General features: G+C 51.5%; 17 protein-coding genes. 12 read left to right on the top strand and 5 right to left on the bottom strand.

The window, feature by feature from the left end; translation table 11 throughout:
- Positions 1–103: 103 nt before the first annotated feature.
- Genes mltG through FRIGORI9N_RS10160 form a run of 6 tightly spaced genes read left to right on the top strand, consistent with a single transcriptional unit; the run spans position 104 to position 4676 of the window.
- Positions 104–1147, top strand: a complete 1044-nt coding sequence (gene mltG, locus FRIGORI9N_RS10185) for an endolytic transglycosylase MltG (protein ID WP_236550866.1) — start codon at positions 104–106, stop codon at positions 1145–1147.
- Positions 1104–1805 (top strand): dTMP kinase, encoded by a 702-nt coding sequence (gene tmk / locus FRIGORI9N_RS10180; RefSeq protein WP_236550865.1) that lies wholly within the window; start codon positions 1104–1106, stop codon positions 1803–1805. Before mltG ends, tmk begins: the two co-directional genes overlap by 44 nt.
- Complete coding sequence (locus tag FRIGORI9N_RS10175) at positions 1802–2800, top strand: hypothetical protein (RefSeq protein ID WP_159570348.1); 999 nt, start codon at positions 1802–1804, stop codon at positions 2798–2800. Before tmk ends, FRIGORI9N_RS10175 begins: the two co-directional genes overlap by 4 nt.
- A 36-nt stretch (positions 2801–2836) precedes the next feature.
- Positions 2837–3220, top strand: a complete 384-nt coding sequence (locus tag FRIGORI9N_RS10170; protein WP_201301471.1) for a PilZ domain-containing protein — start codon at positions 2837–2839, stop codon at positions 3218–3220.
- The gene (locus FRIGORI9N_RS10165) at positions 3220–4005 is read left to right on the top strand and encodes a TatD family hydrolase (protein ID WP_159570345.1); all 786 of its coding nucleotides are present in this window, start codon (positions 3220–3222) and stop codon (positions 4003–4005) included. Before FRIGORI9N_RS10170 ends, FRIGORI9N_RS10165 begins: the two co-directional genes overlap by 1 nt.
- Positions 4002–4676 carry an ankyrin repeat domain-containing protein gene (locus FRIGORI9N_RS10160; protein WP_159570342.1) on the top strand — a complete coding sequence of 225 codons (675 nt, stop codon included), beginning with the start codon at positions 4002–4004 and terminating at the stop codon, positions 4674–4676. Before FRIGORI9N_RS10165 ends, FRIGORI9N_RS10160 begins: the two co-directional genes overlap by 4 nt.
- A gap of 30 nt (positions 4677–4706) precedes the next feature.
- On the opposite strand, the gene FRIGORI9N_RS10155 is transcribed toward FRIGORI9N_RS10160, so the two are convergent.
- Together FRIGORI9N_RS10155 and FRIGORI9N_RS15505 are read right to left on the bottom strand one after the other, a co-directional pair.
- The gene (locus FRIGORI9N_RS10155; protein WP_201301470.1) at positions 4707–6332 is read right to left on the bottom strand and encodes a PAS domain-containing methyl-accepting chemotaxis protein; all 1626 of its coding nucleotides are present in this window, start codon (positions 6330–6332) and stop codon (positions 4707–4709) included.
- 103 nt (positions 6333–6435) lie between these two features.
- Positions 6436–6570 carry a hypothetical protein gene (locus FRIGORI9N_RS15505; RefSeq protein WP_256366116.1) on the bottom strand — a complete coding sequence of 45 codons (135 nt, stop codon included), beginning with the start codon at positions 6568–6570 and terminating at the stop codon, positions 6436–6438.
- A gap of 222 nt (positions 6571–6792) precedes the next feature.
- Here FRIGORI9N_RS15505 and FRIGORI9N_RS10150 point away from each other — a divergent pair, with 222 nt between their 5' ends.
- Complete coding sequence (locus FRIGORI9N_RS10150; protein WP_159570339.1) at positions 6793–8781, top strand: S8 family peptidase; 1989 nt, start codon at positions 6793–6795, stop codon at positions 8779–8781.
- A gap of 126 nt (positions 8782–8907) precedes the next feature.
- Positions 8908–9126, top strand: a complete 219-nt coding sequence (locus FRIGORI9N_RS10145) for a hypothetical protein (protein WP_159570336.1) — start codon at positions 8908–8910, stop codon at positions 9124–9126.
- Here the strand turns inward: FRIGORI9N_RS10145 and FRIGORI9N_RS10140 are convergent.
- Complete coding sequence (locus tag FRIGORI9N_RS10140; RefSeq protein ID WP_159570333.1) at positions 9123–10184, bottom strand: tetratricopeptide repeat protein; 1062 nt, start codon at positions 10182–10184, stop codon at positions 9123–9125. The genes FRIGORI9N_RS10145 and FRIGORI9N_RS10140 overlap by 4 nt on opposite strands.
- A 168-nt stretch (positions 10185–10352) precedes the next feature.
- On the opposite strand from FRIGORI9N_RS10140, the gene FRIGORI9N_RS15465 reads away from it, so the two are divergent.
- Together FRIGORI9N_RS15465 and FRIGORI9N_RS10130 are read left to right on the top strand one after the other, a co-directional pair.
- Complete coding sequence (locus tag FRIGORI9N_RS15465; RefSeq protein WP_236550864.1) at positions 10353–10505, top strand: hypothetical protein; 153 nt, start codon at positions 10353–10355, stop codon at positions 10503–10505.
- Entirely contained in the window at positions 10502–10900 is a 399-nt protein-coding gene (locus FRIGORI9N_RS10130) for a DUF3135 domain-containing protein (RefSeq protein ID WP_159570327.1), read from the top strand. The genes FRIGORI9N_RS15465 and FRIGORI9N_RS10130 overlap by 4 nt, the downstream gene beginning before the upstream one ends.
- Here FRIGORI9N_RS10130 and FRIGORI9N_RS10125 read toward each other — a convergent pair.
- The gene (locus FRIGORI9N_RS10125) at positions 10872–11582 is read right to left on the bottom strand and encodes an SIMPL domain-containing protein (protein WP_159570324.1); all 711 of its coding nucleotides are present in this window, start codon (positions 11580–11582) and stop codon (positions 10872–10874) included. The genes FRIGORI9N_RS10130 and FRIGORI9N_RS10125 overlap by 29 nt on opposite strands.
- Positions 11583–11693: 111 nt before the next feature.
- On the opposite strand from FRIGORI9N_RS10125, the gene FRIGORI9N_RS10120 reads away from it, so the two are divergent.
- Entirely contained in the window at positions 11694–12773 is a 1080-nt protein-coding gene (locus FRIGORI9N_RS10120) for an AI-2E family transporter (protein WP_159570321.1), read from the top strand.
- A gap of 40 nt (positions 12774–12813) precedes the next feature.
- Complete coding sequence (gene purT, locus FRIGORI9N_RS10115; RefSeq protein WP_159571775.1) at positions 12814–14043, top strand: formate-dependent phosphoribosylglycinamide formyltransferase; 1230 nt, start codon at positions 12814–12816, stop codon at positions 14041–14043.
- Positions 14044–14057: 14 nt separating this feature from the next.
- Here purT and FRIGORI9N_RS10110 read toward each other — a convergent pair whose 3' ends face one another.
- Positions 14058–15656 carry an ABC-F family ATPase gene (locus FRIGORI9N_RS10110; protein WP_159570318.1) on the bottom strand — a complete coding sequence of 533 codons (1599 nt, stop codon included), beginning with the start codon at positions 15654–15656 and terminating at the stop codon, positions 14058–14060.
- Positions 15657–15716 lie beyond the last annotated feature (60 nt).

The raw sequence follows: 15716 nt of genomic DNA, 5'->3' as shown, positions 1-15716 counted from the left end.
GAAGTCATGGAAAAACTTTCCCGCTATCATGAACAGCAATCTCCACATTGTAGTGGCTTCTGGTAAGGTCTCGCCTTCCAATAACCCAAGGTGAAGCAAAGTCGTGCGCAAAGGCAAAAAAACGAAGAAGACATCAAAAAAAGCAGTGTCGATATGGCAATCGTTAAAGCGTATTGCCATGGCGGCTGTTCTTTTGGTGTCGGCGATTGTGGTGGGAATTTACTTTGTGCTGAATATGGCCATAGAGCGTAGTCAGCCCCGTGTGGATGCACACGTCAGCAGCGGCCTTGGTGCGCGCGCCATTGCCAATGAGTTGATTCAGCAAGGTTTGGCGGTCAATCCCGATTTGTTTGTGCTGGCGGCGCGCCTAACTGGTAGCGCGGGTCAGTTAAAAGCGGGCCGATATGACCTGCCGGATGGCATCAGCACGCTGGGATTGCTTGATTACCTGAGCAAAGGGCAGGGGGTTTTGAGCAGCGTTTCCTTGGTCGAAGGGCAAACGGCCCGGGCCTTGCTGGCCAAACTGCGCAATCAAACGGATTTGATTGATGATTTGCCTGGAATGGACCACCACGCCATTGCAGAAAAAATGGGACTGGAGGGTTCAAGCCTTGAAGGCTGGATTTACCCGGACACCTACAAATATTCGCCGGGCTCGAAGTTGTCTGAGTTGTTGAGCCGGGCCGTTCGTTTGCAACAGGTTGAGCTTGAAAAGGCCTGGGCACAACGTGATCCGAAAACCCCGTTGAAAACGCCGTATGACGCCCTGAAAATGGCCTCGATCGTTGAAAAAGAAACCGGTCTGGCCAGTGACCGAGGCAAAGTGGCCAGTGTGTTCGTGAACCGGTTGCGTGTGGGCATGTTGCTGCAAACGGATCCAACGGTCATTTACGGTGTCGGTGAGTCCTTCGATGGCAACCTGACCCGCAGGCACCTACAAACCGATACGCCTTACAACAGCTACACCCGGGCAGGTTTGCCACCAACTCCAATTGCGAACCCAGGAAAAGCCGCACTGTATGCGGCGGTGAACCCTGACAAAACGCCTTACTTTTATTTTGTAGCCAAGGGTGACGGCGGCAGTTATTTCAGCAAGAATCTGAATGAGCACAACAACGCTGTGCGCAAATACCAACTTGGGCGGTGACTGCTTCATGAAAAAGCACAAACAGGGTTACCTGATCAGCTTCGAGGGCGTGGATGGCGCGGGAAAGTCCTCGCACATTGCCCGGGTCAAGGCACGCCTGGAGGAATTGGGCTTTGAATGCCTGCAAACCCGTGAGCCAGGCGGAACGCCTGTGGGTGAGGCCATTCGTGAACTGGTGTTGCACCATGACATGGATGTGAACACCGAATTGTTGTTGATGTACGCGGCGCGCAGGCAGCACATGGTTGAAACAATTCAGCCTGCACTTGATCGTGGTGTTTGGGTAATTACCGACCGGTTTGAGGACAGCAGCTTTGCTTACCAGGCGGGTGCGGGCGGTGCCAGTTGGGAAGATTGCCAACAGTTGAGCAAATGGGCCTTGAAGGGGTTTGAGCCCACATTGACTTTTCTGTTTGATTTGCCTATTGCGGTTTCTCAAAGCCGCATACAGGGCAGGGCGGGGGTCAGTGACAAATTTGAAGAAATGCCAAGCAGCTATTTTGAGGCGGTGCGGGCAGGTTTCATCAAACGCGCTCAGCTTAATCCACGCCGGATCCGCTTGATTGATGCGCAGCCACCAGAGTCCGAAGTCGGTGAAACCGTATTGGCTGAACTGGATAAATTCATGCGAACACATTTGAACCTGGGCCTGGCATGAGCACAGCAAACTGGCTGCGGCGCGCTCAAGAACAGTTGGCGCATTTAATGCAGGCGACCACGGCGCCAATTCTGGTTCACGGGCACCAGCCAAAAGGGCTTTACGAGTTGGTGAACGACTACCTGGCCGCTGTGCTGTGCGAGTCCACTTCCGCTACTAGCAAGCCGTGTATGCAATGCCCAGGGTGCCACATGCGCATGGCGGGCAATCACCCGGATTTGAGATACCTGATGCCGCAGGCCGTGTCCCTGGAGCTTGGCTTTAATCCAGAAGTAAAAAGTGGTGTAAAACCCAGTCAGGATATTCGCATCGATGATGTCAGGGATCTCCAAAACTACTTCAATACTGCTTCTAGCCGTGGCGCCTCGCGGTATGTGGTGGTGTATCCCTTTGACAATATGAACACCAACACAGCCAATGCATTGCTGAAAACGCTTGAAGAGCCAGCCAATGGGCTGCGGTTTGTATTGGTGGGTAGCCGGGTCGACAAACTATTGCCCACAATTCGGTCTCGCTGCCAGGAATTGACCATGCCGATGCCGACAATTTCAGAATGCCTGGCTTGGCTGGAAGTGCAGGGCGTGAACCAGCCCGATGTGGCCTTGGGTGTGGCCATGAATGATCCGTTTGAGGCCTTGAGCCTGGCTCAAACTGCAGCCGATCAAATTGATTTACGCAAAAAGTTTCTGGAATGGCTTTCCAACCCGGATCAACATGCCAACGCACCGGCAGGGCTCGAGAAAGTGGGGCTGCCCGTGGTGCTTGAATTGGCCATGCGCTTGTGCAGCGACTGCGTGGCGCAGGCCCACGGCCTGAAAGGGAGCAATTTTCCCTGGCTGGCACCCAAATTGATGTGGGTAAAGTCGATCGGTATGGATCGATTCAGTCAACTGTATCAAAGCCTGCAAAAAGAATTTCGATTGGCCAATCACCCAATTAACCCCCGTTTGGCGCTAGAGTATGTGGGGCAGCAGTGGCAAAATTTAACGAAGTAATTCATCGAAGAACTCCATTTTCGGACAGCGCACGCCATGACCAGTAATTTGATGAACAACCCACGCAACAACAAAGAAGCCAGTCGCCCCTGGATGTTATCCCTGACGTTGGGCGACAAGAATACGGCGGCCAGCCTTTACATGCCTTTTATCAAGGGTGGCGGGGTGTTTGTTGAAAGTGACAAGGAATACAACCTGGGAGACCCCGTGTTTGTATTGCTGACCGTCGGAGAAGAGGCTAAAAAATTTCCGATCAATGGCAAGGTGGTCTGGATTTGCGGGGCCAATGCGCGTGGCGACAAGGCCCAAGGTATTGGTGTGCAATTTCCGAAAGACGACAGCGGAGAAGGTGTGCGGGTGGCAATTGAGCAAATGATTGGTAAAATGCAAAATTCCATGAAAAAAACAGCAACCTTGTAGTGTTTACTGATTCACATTGTCATCTTGATTTTCCCGGTCTGGTTGAGCAGCTCCCAGATATCTTGAGTCGAATGCACGAAGCTCAGGTCAGCCGCGCTTTGTGTATTTCCGTTCAACTTGAGGATTTTCCCAACGTACTTGCACTTGCTGAAAACCACGCGCAATTGTGGGCCACTGCGGGCGTTCACCCCGACTACGAAGACATTACAGAGCCCACTGTTGAAAAACTGCTGGAGCTGGCCGACCATCCCAAAGTAATCGGTATCGGCGAAACTGGTCTGGATTATTTTCGCTTGAAGGGTGACCTTGAATGGCAGCGTGAGCGCTTCCGGGTGCACCTGCGCGCAGCCAATGTGTGTAAAAAACCCGTGATTGTTCACACCCGTGCTGCGGGTGACGACACGTTGAAAATTCTTGCTGAAGAAAATGTTCAGGGTTGTGGCGGCATTATTCACTGTTTCACCGAGTCACTTGATTTCGCGCGCAAGGCGCTTGATCTGGGCATGTATCTGTCGTTCTCGGGCATTGTCAGCTTCAAGAATGCGGCTGACCTTCGCGAGGTGGCCAGGTTTGCGCCCATGGATCGAATCCTGATCGAAACCGATTCGCCTTACCTGGCGCCGGTTCCTCATCGTGGCAAAACGAATGAACCCAGCTTTGTGCCCCACGTGGCCAAGGTTATTGCGCAAGAGAAGGGCGTTGCCGTGGAGGAGATCGGCATGCAAACATCGGCCAATTTCGACCGTTTGTTTGGTTTTGCGCAAAGTGGAACGGCCTCGGTTTGAGGCGGCGTGCCTTTGTCAGCAGCTTGCTGTTACTGGTGTTGCCTGGTGTTTCGCTGGCCGGTGCCTTTGAAGACTTTTTTCTGGCCATTCAGTTTGATGATGAATCCCGCTTGAAGTCTTTGTTGCTCAAAGGCATGGACCCAAACACAGTGAATGAACAGGGGTTTCCGGCCATTACCTACGGCATGATGCAAGATTCCCCCAATGCGGTGCAGGTGCTGTTGTCTTCTGGCAGATTAAATCCCAATCAACCCGATCGCCGTGGCGAAACGCCCTTGATGGTGGCCTGTACGCTGAATAAAACTGAGTGGGTTGCTGCTTTGCTGGCCAAGGGGGCCACAGCAGGTGAGCATGGCCAGTGGACTGCTTTGCACAATGCAGCCGCTTCAGGCTCGACCGCATCGATAGAGTTGTTGGTGAAATCAGGCGTTTCTGTTGACCTGCTTTCGCCGAATGACACCACGCCCTTGATGATGGCAGCGCGTGAGGGCAGGGAGATGGCTGCCCGCACCTTATTAAGACTGGGCGCGAACCCGGCATTAAAAAACCAGGCTGGCTACAACGCGGCAGGCTATGCCATGAAAGCCGATCGCAAGGAATTGGCTTTCGAGATCATGAAAAAAGAAAGGGCGCTGAGAACAGCGCCCTTAAAGCCTAACAAGGCGAATTAAAACATTCGCCTGATTGACGGGTGAAAGTAATTACAAACTGGCCTCAAAATGTTTCACAAGCGTGCGCAATTCGCCTGATGTCGATGCCAGTTGCTTGGCTGAATTGTCCAGATCATTGATCGCGGCTACGTTGCTTTCTGTCAAGGAACTCATCCGTTCCATGCTGTTGGCCACCTCAAGGGAGGCCTGTGATTGCTGTTCCAGCATCGCAGAAATGTCTTTGGCCGATTGGGCAACACCGCGACTGGCCACCTTAATGGCTTGAAGGCTTTCGCTTGCTTCCAGAATCAGGGTTGTTCCAATATTGACTTCATCCACGGCACGGCTCATGGTTTCAAGGCCCTTGTTCGTGCCGCTTTGAACCTCTTGTACCGTTGCCGAAATCTCGGTGGTCGACTGGCGTGTCATTTCAGCCAGTTTGCGCACTTCGTCTGCAACAACCGCAAATCCTCGGCCAGACTCTCCAGCACGTGCAGCTTCAATGGCTGCGTTCAAGGCCAACAAGTTGGTTTTCTCGGCAATTTCGGTAATGGTCCGCGTGACATTGCTGATTTTCACCACAGCGCGGTTCAACTCTTCAATATTTTGCTTGGCGTCCTGAACCACCTGAGCAACTTTTTGGGTCGCTTGCGTGGACTTGTCCATGCTTTGTGCGCCGGTATCCACAACGTCCATGGCGTTTTTGGCGTGCGCTGAACTTTTTCCAGTGGCCTCAGAAATCTCTGAAACTGACACAGACAATTCCTCAAGTGCGGCAGCAACACCGTTGATGCCGTCAGACTGTTGCTGCGAGCGGCTCATCAAATTAATGGCCAACTGGCTTAATGCCTCGGCGTTGTTTTTAACTTCTGAGGAGCTTGAAATCACGTCTGCAATAATCGCACGCAAATTCACCTGCATGCTTTTGAAAGCGGTGTGTACCTTGTTGAATTCCCGTGTACCCGTTTCTGGAATTTCATGCTTGAAATTGCCCTCTGCCAGGTTGCGCATCGCATCCAGCATGGCTTTGTTTGTGTGTTCAACCCGACCTTTAAGCCAGAGCAAACCCAGGGCGGCCGCTACAAACGATAAGGCTGTGCTGCCGTAGACCACCGCAGGAATGCCGATCAACGAGAGTAGGGCGATGATGACTGGCAAGAATGCAACCACAGCCAGGTCCACAATAAAAGGGCGTCCCTTTGCAGGTTTTGTGAATGGGAATGTAGCGTTGCCAGCGTTTATTGCCTTGTACAAGGCCTCAGCCTCGGATTTTTGTGAGTCGCTGGGCTTGGAGCGAACCGACATGTAACCAATTTTCTCGCCATTTTGAGTCAGTGGCGTAACGTACGCATCGACCCAATAGTAGCCGCCGTCTTTGCAACGGTTTTTAACCAGACCTTTCCAGGGTTCATCGCGGCGCCCGGTGTCCCACAGGTCTTTGAAGGCGTCGCGGGGCATGTCGGGATGGCGCACAACGTTGTGCGGCTGGCCCAAAAGCTCGTCAAGTCTGAAGCCGGAAATTTCTACAAAGGCAGGGTTGGCATAGGTAATGCGACCTTTCAAATCGGTTTTGGTCACGATTGGAATTTTTGGATCCAGAAGACGCTCCACAGCTGTAGTGGGAGCGGCCATTCTGGCATTGCGGCCTTTGAGTTCGTTTTGGGCAGTTTGTGACATGAAGGTTCCATACCATAGGGGTCAATTTACCTTCACATCATACGAAACAAGTGCCCGTTGCCAGGCTTTCAACAGAGGCCCAAATCGACCTCAATTTAAAGATTTACGAACGCAGACCAACCACAATGGTACGGGATTGGAATCCCTCGATGATGTCTTGGCCAGCAGCAACTGCTTCAATTGGCCAATCGGGATACACAGCACATGCAACCAATGCAAAGAACATGAATTTGTACATGGTGATACCCTCGAATAAAGTTTGAAGAACCTATGTACTTTTTCGGCCAATCCCGGCTGAAGATCATCGCCAGTATTGGTGGGGGTCACTCTAGGTAACCCTTTTTAACTGCCGTTATAATTGTCGTATAACTTGTATTATGTTAACTAATGTTTGTTGTTTCTGAATCCGCAAGCCCTTCTTCCCAGTACCATTAATAATAATCACACTCAGGGTCTTCCCATGCTGTCGCGCTCGTCTGTTCATAGCGGTTTGTTCGTTTTGCTTGTCTTGTTTTCCTCCGCATCATGGTCTGCGGATCGCTGGGTTATTCAATTCAAGGAAAACACCGATCGCGCCACGAACCAGACTTCGCTTGATGCACGTCGCGCTGCGCTTTCCTCGACCTTGGCGGTACTAACAAAAGCCCACAAACGGACGTTTCAGCTTGTTCGCCCTTTTGGCGAGTCTGGCGCGGTGGTTGTGACGCCAAGCCATGCGGATTCTGAACAGTTCCGTTTGCGTTTGTTGTCAGACCCGCTTGTTGAATCCGTTCAGCCAGATCGCCGTATCCAATTGCGTGCGCAGTCACCCTTGATTGGATTGTTGAATGCGCTTGATCCGGCCCGCCGCAGCCGCTCCTGGTTTCACCAGGACATTGGCACGCAGCCAGCGTCGATAAATACCGGGGCCATGTGGGCTAATTTTCATGGTACAGCGCCCACAGTTGTCGCAGTTCTGGACACCGGGGTTTTGCCCTCGCATCCCATGTTGCAAGGTCATTTGCTTCCCGGTTACGATTTTGTGGCCGACCCAGTGATTGCCGCTGATGGTCAAAGCAGCTCGGGTTCTGACCGCGATGCAGACCCGACCGATCCAGGTGACGGTGTTGGCCCAGCCGATCTTCTGGCCGATCCCGCTTGTTCCAGTTTGAGTCAATCCAGTTGGCATGGCACTTTTGTGTCTGCATTGCTTGCCGGTAACCCGGTTCCTGCCGAAGGTGTGTTTTCGGTCAACTGGAATGCGGTGGTGGTGCCAGTTCGCGTACTTGGCAAGTGCGGTGGGTTTTCGAGTGATTTGGCCGATGGCATTCGTTGGGCGGCAGGGCTTGGTGTGTTAGGTGTGCCCAACAACCCCTTCCCTGCCAAAGTGATCAACTTAAGCCTGGGTGCAGAAGGCGCTTGCGTACCTTCTATTGAGGGCGCTGCAATTGCGGCTGCTCGCCAGGCAGGTTCATTGGTGGTGGTTGCCGCAGGCAACGATGGCAGCACAGTGGATTCACCTGCGAATTGCCCAGGGGCCTTTGGCGTTGCCGCGATTGATCAAGAAGGTTTGAAGGCCAATTACAGCAATTTTGGTTCGAGTATTCAGCTTTCTGCACCGGGTGGAGATGGCGCATTTCCCATTTGGAGTGCGTCCAATACTGGTTTCGCGGGGCCGTTGACCAATACATACAACACCAAAATCGGTACCAGCTTTTCTTCGCCCTTGGTGGCAGGCGCGGCTTCACTTTATTGGTCCTTGAATCCTTCTGCGTCGGTGGCGACAGTTGAAAATCTGTTGAAAACCACGGCCCGTCCATTTTTGTCCTTGGGTGGTAGCCCCACCTGCACTGGCGATACCCTTGGGGTTGAGTGCAATTGCACGCGAGCCCTGTGTGGCGCAGGTATGTTGGACGTTGCGAATCTGATCAATACGCAAGCCTCCGGTGGATTGACGAATTTGTTTTCCAACTCCGGCAATGTGATTCCACCCGGGCAAACCCGAACTTTTTCGTCTACCGGTTCTCTGAATACGTCGGGACAGGAAGTCGCTTCTGTCAGCTTTGACGTCATCAATGTGTTGAAATCGTCTCCAGATGCTTCCAATCCTGTGTTGTCGGCCAGTGGTCTGACTGTGGATGTAACAGCGCCTGCGGGTGTCAGTGGTTTTGATTTGCGTGCACAAACCGCCAGTGGCAGAACCGCCATAGCGTCTGTCATTGTGGCCAATCCTGGGGCGACCTCCCCTACTTTACTGGCCAGTCTTCTTTCGCCATTGATTAACGGTGCGTCCGCGGGTGCAGGTGTACCCTCCTCGGCCGTTGGCGATGCCGTTGTTGGTGATTCAGGCAACGGTACTGGTTCCAGTGGCGGCAGTGGCGGCGGCGGTGGCGGTGGTGCCTTGAATTTGTTGGGTTTATTGGCCTGTATTTCTTTACTTCATTGTTTTAAAAGGAAAAATGAAGATTGATTTGAACTTGTTTGGATAAATACAACGTTAGAAGTGGCGCTCCAATCTGTGACATCGCTCAATGGTAAAGTTCACTTGTTGACTCATTGGTCAGCAATTGATGCAGTAAATTTTGAGAGGTGTTGTATGAAAGCTCTTCGTTCTTATCCAGGTGTATTGGTGTTGTTGTTGATCGCGTCGGCCATGCTGGTTCATGGTTTTGTGGATTACATCAACTATGAAGTAGCAAGTCCGAGTATTTTGGCAGCTTTGGGCTGTGTGTTCTCCGCGTTGCTCTTGGTGGCCGTGTATGAGTTCAAATCATTCAAGGTCAACCGTAAGCTGGCGCGTAACAACAAAGCTTAATTGCGTTTGACACTTTCTGAAGGGCCAGTTTTCGCCGCATTCTGCGCGGCGATGACGGCCTGTAAGTTCTTTTGTGTGCTTTGTGTCAAAGGGTCGTCGCCCCCCAAGGCATCGGACCGAATAATATAAGCCCGGCTCAAGGCGATCTCTGCCCGCTTTAAATCCCCTGCCCTGTACAGCACCACGCCAAGGTTATTCAAAGACTGGCTTGTTCTAATGTCGTTGGGACCAAATGCCGCTTGTCGTACTTCAAAGGCTGTTTGGTAGTTTCTTGCTGCTTCTTGTAATTGATCGCTGCGCATTTGAAGTGTGCCGAGAAATGTCAGAATTTCAGCGCGAATGGGTTCAACTTTGTATTCAGGTGAAGAATTGATAATTTCAGCAAGCACCTGAAAGCTCTCCAGTGCATCCCGTTCTTTCTCCATGTCCAGCAGGCCCACTGCGTGATTCATGCGTGTTTCAAGGGTTCTGGCATTTGTTTTCCCCAGTCGTATTTCATAGACAATACGCGAGCGCTTGAAGGCCGCTTCAGATTGTGCCTTCTTGCTTTGTAACGCATAGTAAGTGCCCAGTGCGTCTTGAACCATACCCGCTGGCAACGAATATCGTCCAATTGACTGTTCAACCGTGGTCAAGGTTTTCAGAAGATGTTCTTCAGCGCGCTCCGCCCGGTTGGACTGCGCATAGGTTTGGCCAATCAAGACCTGCAGGCGTGTCCATGACTCTGCTGCCGACTGATTTTCACGACTCAACGGGCTGTATTGGCTGGCTTCATTCCATGTGGATATCGCCAAATCTGCCTCGTTTTGTGCAAGGTAAGCTTTTCCCAGGGTTTCGAGAATTTTCACCCGTTTTTCTTGTGTAACTGGCCCGGTCAATTCAAGTCTGCAAGTCTCTACAGTGATACCAACGGGCTCTTTGCCAAAGCTGTTTTCACAGCGGGTGAAATTTGAACTCACTTCTTGAGCCAAAGCGGCTGGTGCAAGCGCCCATGCGAATACACCCAAGAAAAAAGAAAAAGTCCAAGCGCTTTTCATAAACACCATTGTTGTTGTCATTCGATTGTTGTAACTGAAGAGTATTACTAAAACCAATTGCTGTGTTTGGCAGTACAAAGGTTAATAGCAACATTACTAGTCATCATGGGCCATCATTCAAGCGTTGAAGTAAACCGGGTAGAAAGTTTGGGAAAGAAATTTGAAACTCTCGCACTGGTTGACAGACTCATGGAAGAGAACGAAGCTCTTAGACATGAGCTTAACCTAAAAACTGCCCGTTTAAGGACTCTGCAAAAAGCAGTGCATGCGTTTTTGATGGGAACAGACGATCAAGACAGCAACAAAGCCAAGCTCATTGAGCAAAGCAAGGAGCAGCCATGACACATTTTGATTTCAAGGAATGGGCCGACCTGTATCAGGTAGACCCTGTCGCTTTTGAGCAGCGCCGTGAGGCCGTACTGGAAGGTTACGTGGCCAGTGTCGATCCTGAGCACCGTTTAGCGCTAGAGCAAACTCTGTTTAAAATCCGCATGATTCGCCAGCGCTCTAAAAGTCCGCTGCAATCGGCCATGGAGTCTTCCAAATTAATGTGGGAATCTTTTGGCAAGCTGCGCGAACAAGTTCAAAAACTGGAGCAGGAGTTGAGCCCTGCCCCCTTGAAACAAAACGGCTTGCGCTTGGTTGATCAGGTTGATCGCCTTACAGATCGAGCCGAACCCGTGGCCAATGTGGCTCGCGTGATTCCTTTTACGGCTTCAGGCAAACGCGCCCATTAACTGACACACTCAGTTTGCTTGAGCCCGCTGCGGGGGCAACTTCCATGCCCTTGCTCATCATGTCTGCTGATGCAGCGTACATTCTTGGGTAAGTCGGTGCGCCCTGGTTTTCATCATTGATGGATACTTCGCCCAAGGTGTAGCCGGTTTTACCAAATCCCTTTGCCGCAATGCTTGCCTTGTTTTGAAATTCCTTCATTGCACTTTGCAGTAATTTTTCACGGCTTTGTTCAATGCGGGCTTCGCTTGGGAAATAGTCCAGATTACTTAGCGTAAGTCCATCGGCAACATTCAAGTTCTTCTGTGTTTTCAATGCCTGCACAGGCATTTCAAAGGTGAGTGAACCCACGCCCTGCCAGCCCTGTATCACATTGTTTTTTCCGTATTGCGGATAGGTTTGAATGTTGTTTTTCAGTTTTGTGATGTCTTTGTTTTTCGACAAATTATTGATCGATTTCTCCAGAACCGTATTGACGGCGGTCATGGCCTCGTTCGCAGTGCCCGCCTGAATTTGAACTTGCCAGTTCAATCGCACCATGTCGTTGTCCACATCTTCACTGCTGATCGCGTTGAGGTTGACCGCGGGAGTTTTCTCGCACAGGTCAGCGTACGCAGCCGATGGGACTAGCAAACCCACTGAGGTGCCAAGTAAAGCGATTCGCAAGGTGTTGGATAATTTCATGTGTCTTCTCGTGAAAGTGAAATAACAGTCAATTTGCAATTCAGGCATTGCTACAATGATTGAACCACAAACAAGCATTCAAATAACGCGTAATCCGCATGACTGGCTGACATGGCAGAACACCTGAGACAACCGAAGTCCCTGATCAGCACCCTGTTTACTGTGTTGATTTTGGTAGGGGCAGCAATAGTATTGTCGCCATTCCTGCTGGCTATTCTATGGGCTGGCATTATTGCCACAGCATTCTGGCCACTGCACTGCCGCATCCGCGGACGTTTTCCCGGAAAGCCCAATGGCGCAGCATTTCTAACCACGCTGGTGGTTGCATTCCTGTTGGTAGGTCCCATGATCGGCTTGATCGTGTTCATGGTTCAAGACATTCTTCAGATCACTAATTTTCTGCGACAGGCCGACGATGCGGGCGTTGCAGTGCCGGACTGGTTGCCTCAAATCCCAGTGCTCGGCGACATGCTCGTGGCCAGCTGGAAAGAGTATTTGAGTGTGCCCAAACAAATTTCCGGATTGCTGCGAGAAACCCTGACCCAACGTTTGGGTGACGTACAAGGTACAGCTTCAGCTATTTTGCTGGAATTGCTTGGGCGGGTTGCGACGTTGTTTTTTGCTTTGTGGGTGTTGTTCTTTTTTTACCGCGATGGTTCCAGCATCAGCATTCGAATGAACCGAATTGGCACGGATTGGCTTGGGCAACGCTGGAAGCCATATGTGTCGCACATGCCCCCTGCCCTGCGCGCGGCCGTCAACGGTTTGGTCATTGTAAGTTTCGCAGAGGCCGTTATTTTGTCCCTTTTATTTGCAGCGTCTGGCGTTTATGCACCCGTGCTGTTGGGCACGATCACGGCATTGATTGCGTTTATCCCGATGGCTGCGCCTGGGCTGCTCGCGATATTGGGCATGATTCTGTTTTTAAGCGGTAACGGGGCCGAGGCCATTGTGCTGATCACAGTGGGCATGCTGGTGGTGCTGATTGCCGATTACCTGGTGCGGCCTTTGCTCATACAGGGTGGCACGCATTTGCCATTCCTGGCCGTGTTGTTTGGCGTATTTGGCGGGGTAATCACCATGGGCATTGTTGGCTTGATTATTGGTCCGGTGCTGCTGGTTTTATTGGTTGTGTTTTTTGATGAGGCCTCGCATGCGCATCATCAAGATACCCCCGAGTCCATCAATTAAATAATGATTTAAACAAGTGAGTTTCACCATGACAACAGCCATTCAATTTCCAACACAAATCGGCACCCCACTGGCTTCCAACGCATTGAAAGTGATGCTGCTGGGCAGTGGTGAACTGGGTAAAGAAGTGATCATTGCCTTTCAGCGTTTTGGGGTTGAGGTTATTGCGGTAGATCGCTACCCCAACGCGCCCGGCCATCAGGTTGCGCATCGTTTTCATGTGATCGACATGACGAATGCAAATGCCTTGAAAGCCCTGATTGCACAAGAGAAGCCCCACATTGTTGTGCCTGAAATTGAAGCGATTGCCACGCCTGCATTGAAGGAGCTTGAGGCCGCAGGCGCAGTGCGCGTTGTGCCCACGGCCAATGCCGCTTGGTTGACCATGAACCGAGAAGGCATTCGACGTTTGGCAGCGGAAGAGTTGAAGTTAAGCTGTTCGCACTACGCATTTGCAGACGATTTCGACACCCTGAAGCGTGCCGTGGAAAAAGGTATCGATGGGCAAAAGCCTGTTGGCTACCCTTGCATTATCAAACCCGTGATGTCGTCTTCTGGCAAAGGGCAATCAAAGGTAGACCACGCCGGTGAACTAGAGGCGGCCTGGGATTATGCAGGCAGTGCGGGTCGCGTGAATTCCGGTCGAGTTATTGTTGAATCGGTTGTGGAATTCGATTACGAAATTACCTTGCTGACCGTGCGTTCTCGCAACCCAAAAAACGGTGCGATTGAAACGTCGTATTGCGAGCCTGTGGGCCACATTCAGGTAGGCGGTGATTATGTTGAAAGTTGGCAGCCGCAACCCATGAGCACGAAAGCGCTTGAAGACGCCAAACACATGTCTGACCGCGTAACCACTGCCTTGGGTGGCACCGGCTTGTTTGGTGTTGAAATGTTTGTGAAAGGTGATGAGGTGTGGTTTTCAGAAGTCAGCCCCCGCCCCCACGACACGGGCATGGTCACAATGATTACCCAGTGGCAAAACGAATTCGAACTGCACGCACGCGCCATTCTTGGATTGCCTGTAGACACCAGCTTGAAAACACCAGGTGCCAGCGCGGTGATTTACGGTGGCGTTGAAAAGGTGGGTATTGCTTTTGAGGGCATTGCCGATGCCTTGGCAGAGCCTGGTACGGATGTGCGTTTGTTTGGCAAACCCGAGTCGTTTGTTAAGCGCCGCATGGGTGTGGCGCTTGCACGCGATCCAAATGTGGATGAAGCGCGTGCAAAGGCCAAACGGGTTGCTGCAAAAGTGAAGCCTGTTGGCTAATTGTTAATCCGCTTTTAAGCCAAACCCAAACTATCGCGGTATTCTTCGTAGGTACCGCGGTAGTCTGTAATACCGTCTTCGCGCATCTCGAAAATGCGCGTGGCAATGCCAGAAACAAATTGGCGGTCGTGCGACACCACAAACACAGTGCCTTCGTATTTCTCAATGGCGTACTGCAAAGATTCAATCGATTCCATGTCAAGGTGGTTCGTCGGTTCATCAAGCAGCAACACGTTGTGCCTGCCCAGCATTAAACGTCCAAACACCAGGCGGTTTTTCTCGCCACCGGAACACACTTTCACTTGCTTGCCAATTTCATCATTGGAAAACAGCAGGCGACCCAAAATACCGCGAATGACCTGATCGTCGTCTCCTTCTTGTGAGAAACGCTCTGTCCACTCGCGCAGGCTTAGTTTGGTATCAAATTCGTCGCTAACGTCTTGGGCCATGTAGCCAAGGTCTGCGTTTTCAGACCACTTCACATCACCGTAAGTTGGCTCCATTGCTTTGGCCAGCAGTTTCAGCAAGGTGGTTTTTCCCACACCGTTGGCACCCACAATACCCACCTTGTCACCGGCTTCAACCATGATTGAAAAGTCGCGAATCACTTTGTTGTCGCCATAGGCCAGGCTGACATTGTCCAGCTCCACGGCCAAGCGGTGCATCTTCTTTTTCTGTTCAAAACGGATAAACGGGTTCTGGCGTGAAGAGGGCTTCAAAATCACAGTGTCTTGTTTGATCTTTTCAATCTGCTTTTGGCGCGATGTGGCCTGACGTGCCTTGGACTTGTTGGCCGCAAAACGGCGTACAAAGTCTTGCAAATCAGAAATACGTTCTTTGGCGCGGGCGTTCGAAGCCTGTGCCCGTTCGCGGGCCTGTGATGCAGCCAGCATGTAATCGTCGTAGTTACCCGGAACCACCTGCAGTGTGCCGTAATCCAGGTCGGCCATGTGGGTGCATACTTCGTTCAAAAAGTGACGGTCGTGGCTGATAATAATCATCGTGCTTTCATACTGATTCAGCACGTTTTCAAGCCAGGCAATCGTGTTGATGTCCAGGTTGTTCGTGGGTTCGTCCAGCAACAGCACATCGGGTTTTGAAAACAGGGCTTGTGCCAGCAACACGCGCAATTTCCAGCCTGGCGCAATTTCGCTCATGGGGCCATTGTGTTGGTCAGTGGGTATGCCTGCGCCCAACAGCAGTTCGCCTGCTCTTGATTCCGCTTCATAACCACCGAATTCAGCGTAAACCGCTTCCAGGTCGGCCGCACGCATGTAGTCTTCATCGGTGGCTTCCGGGTTTGCGTACAGGGCATCGCGTTCTGTCATGGCGGCCCACATTTCTTTGTGGCCCATCATCACCACGTCCAGCACCCTGAATTCTTCAAATGCAAACTGGTCTTGGCTCAACTTGCCCAAGCGCACATGGGGGTCAATGTCCACATTGCCGCTGCTGGGTTCCAGGTCACCACCCAGAATTTTCATAAAGGTGGATTTGCCACAGCCGTTTGCGCCGATCAAGCCATAGCGGTTGCCATCGCCGAATTTCGCATTGATGTTTTCAAAAAGCGGCTTGGCGCCGAACTGCATGGTGATATTGGCTGCGGTGAGCATAAGTATTGGAAAATTCAGTGATTTTTAACGAAGGGGGCATTATACATGCCCAAGCTTCAG

This window comes from Limnobacter sp. 130, from assembly GCF_902506325.1.
Lineage (GTDB): Bacteria > Pseudomonadota > Gammaproteobacteria > Burkholderiales > Burkholderiaceae_B > Limnobacter.
The sequence above is the reverse complement of the archived record's forward strand: the minus strand, read 5'-3'. Positions and strand labels throughout refer to the sequence as shown.

What these genes read in the sequence shown, in the direction of transcription:
- tmk (WP_236550865.1), top strand. Translation starts at nt 1,104, where the DNA reads ATGAGCACAACAACGCTGTGCGCAAATACCAACTTGGGCGGTGACTGC.
- FRIGORI9N_RS10175 (WP_159570348.1), top strand. Translation starts at nt 1,802, where the DNA reads ATGAGCACAGCAAACTGGCTGCGGCGCGCTCAAGAACAGTTGGCGCAT.
- FRIGORI9N_RS10170 (WP_201301471.1), top strand. Translation starts at nt 2,837, where the DNA reads ATGACCAGTAATTTGATGAACAACCCACGCAACAACAAAGAAGCCAGT.
- FRIGORI9N_RS10155 (WP_201301470.1), bottom strand. Translation starts at nt 6,332, where the DNA reads ATGTCACAAACTGCCCAAAACGAACTCAAAGGCCGCAATGCCAGAATG.
- FRIGORI9N_RS15505 (WP_256366116.1), bottom strand. Translation starts at nt 6,570, where the DNA reads ATGTACAAATTCATGTTCTTTGCATTGGTTGCATGTGCTGTGTATCCC.
- FRIGORI9N_RS10150 (WP_159570339.1), top strand. Translation starts at nt 6,793, where the DNA reads ATGCTGTCGCGCTCGTCTGTTCATAGCGGTTTGTTCGTTTTGCTTGTC.
- FRIGORI9N_RS10145 (WP_159570336.1), top strand. Translation starts at nt 8,908, where the DNA reads ATGAAAGCTCTTCGTTCTTATCCAGGTGTATTGGTGTTGTTGTTGATC.
- FRIGORI9N_RS10140 (WP_159570333.1), bottom strand. Translation starts at nt 10,184, where the DNA reads ATGACAACAACAATGGTGTTTATGAAAAGCGCTTGGACTTTTTCTTTT.
- FRIGORI9N_RS15465 (WP_236550864.1), top strand. Translation starts at nt 10,353, where the DNA reads ATGGAAGAGAACGAAGCTCTTAGACATGAGCTTAACCTAAAAACTGCC.
- FRIGORI9N_RS10130 (WP_159570327.1), top strand. Translation starts at nt 10,502, where the DNA reads ATGACACATTTTGATTTCAAGGAATGGGCCGACCTGTATCAGGTAGAC.
- FRIGORI9N_RS10125 (WP_159570324.1), bottom strand. Translation starts at nt 11,582, where the DNA reads ATGAAATTATCCAACACCTTGCGAATCGCTTTACTTGGCACCTCAGTG.
- FRIGORI9N_RS10120 (WP_159570321.1), top strand. Translation starts at nt 11,694, where the DNA reads ATGGCAGAACACCTGAGACAACCGAAGTCCCTGATCAGCACCCTGTTT.
- FRIGORI9N_RS10110 (WP_159570318.1), bottom strand. Translation starts at nt 15,656, where the DNA reads ATGCTCACCGCAGCCAATATCACCATGCAGTTCGGCGCCAAGCCGCTT.